The sequence below is a fragment of the Burkholderia guangdongensis genome, from assembly GCF_013403875.1.
GTDB lineage: Bacteria > Pseudomonadota > Gammaproteobacteria > Burkholderiales > Burkholderiaceae > Burkholderia > Burkholderia guangdongensis.
In genome coordinates, this window is the sequence record NZ_JACBNX010000058.1 from 1 (window position 1) to 1,150 (window position 1,150).

1 protein-coding gene and 1 pseudogene are annotated in these 1,150 nt (G+C 63.0%); both read left to right on the forward strand.

What is annotated here, in order from left to right; all coding sequences use genetic code 11:
- Window positions 1–447 (forward strand): ABC transporter permease subunit (locus HZI36_RS26655; RefSeq protein ID WP_179405662.1); only part of this gene is annotated, 447 nt, incomplete at its 5' end.
- Window positions 444–866, forward strand: a pseudogene (locus HZI36_RS27590) (ABC transporter permease); the annotation flags it as partial. The gene HZI36_RS26655 and the pseudogene HZI36_RS27590, both read left to right, overlap by 4 nt.
- Between the last annotated feature and the right edge of the window lie 284 nt (window positions 867–1,150).

The window sequence follows — 1,150 nt, forward strand, 5'->3', positions numbered from 1 at the left end:
GCGATCGGTCTGATCCACTCGCCGCTGCGGCTGTATCACAGCGACGCGGGGGTGTACATCGGGATGGTGTATTCGTACCTGCCGTTCATGGTGATGCCGCTGTACGCGCACCTGGTGAAGATGGACCTGACGCTGCTGGAGGCGGCATACGACCTGGGGGCGAAGCCGTGGACGGCGTTCACGCGGATCACGCTGCCGCTGTCGAAGAACGGGATCATCGCGGGGAGCTTGCTGGTGTTCATTCCGGCGGTGGGCGAGTACGTGATTCCGGAACTGCTGGGCGGGGCGGACACGCTGATGATCGGGCGGGTGATGTGGGATGAGTTCTTCAACAACATGGACTGGCCGATGGCGTCGGCGGTGACGGTCGCGATGGTGCTGCTGCTGCTGGTGCCGATGGCACTGTTCCAGTACTACCAGAACAAGGAAATGGAGGGGGCGAAATGATCAAGCCGAGCAAACCCTTGTCGACGGCGGTGCTGTCGGCGGGATTTCTGTTTCTGTACATTCCGATCATCAGCCTGGTGGTGTATTCGTTCAACGAATCGAAGCTGGTGACGGTGTGGTCGGGGTTCTCGCTGAAGTGGTACGGGGCGCTGCTGCAGGATGACGAGCTGCTGAGCGCGGCGTGGCTGTCGCTGAAGATCGCGCTGATGACGGCGTGCGCGTCGGTGGTGATCGGGACGTGGGCGGGTTTCGTGCTGGCGCGGTTCGGCCGGTTCAAGGGGTTCACGTTCTACACGGGGATGATCAACGCGCCGCTGGTGATTCCGGAGGTGATCCAGGGGATCTCGCTGCTGCTGCTGTTCGTGGCGATGGAGCAGATGCTGGGNAACGAATCGAAGCTGGTGACGGTGTGGTCGGGGTTCTCGCTGAAGTGGTACGGGGCGCTGCTGCAGGACGATGAGCTGCTGAGCGCGGCGTGGCTGTCGCTGAAGATCGCGCTGATGACGGCGTGCGCGTCGGTGGTGATCGGGACGTGGGCGGGTTTCGTGCTGGCGCGGTTCGGGCGGTTCAAGGGGTTCACGTTCTACACGGGGATGATCAACGCGCCGCTGGTGATTCCGGAGGTGATCCAGGGGATCTCGCTGCTGCTGCTGTTCGTGGCGATGGAGCAGATGCTGGGTTGGCCGAAGGGTCGCGGGCTGGT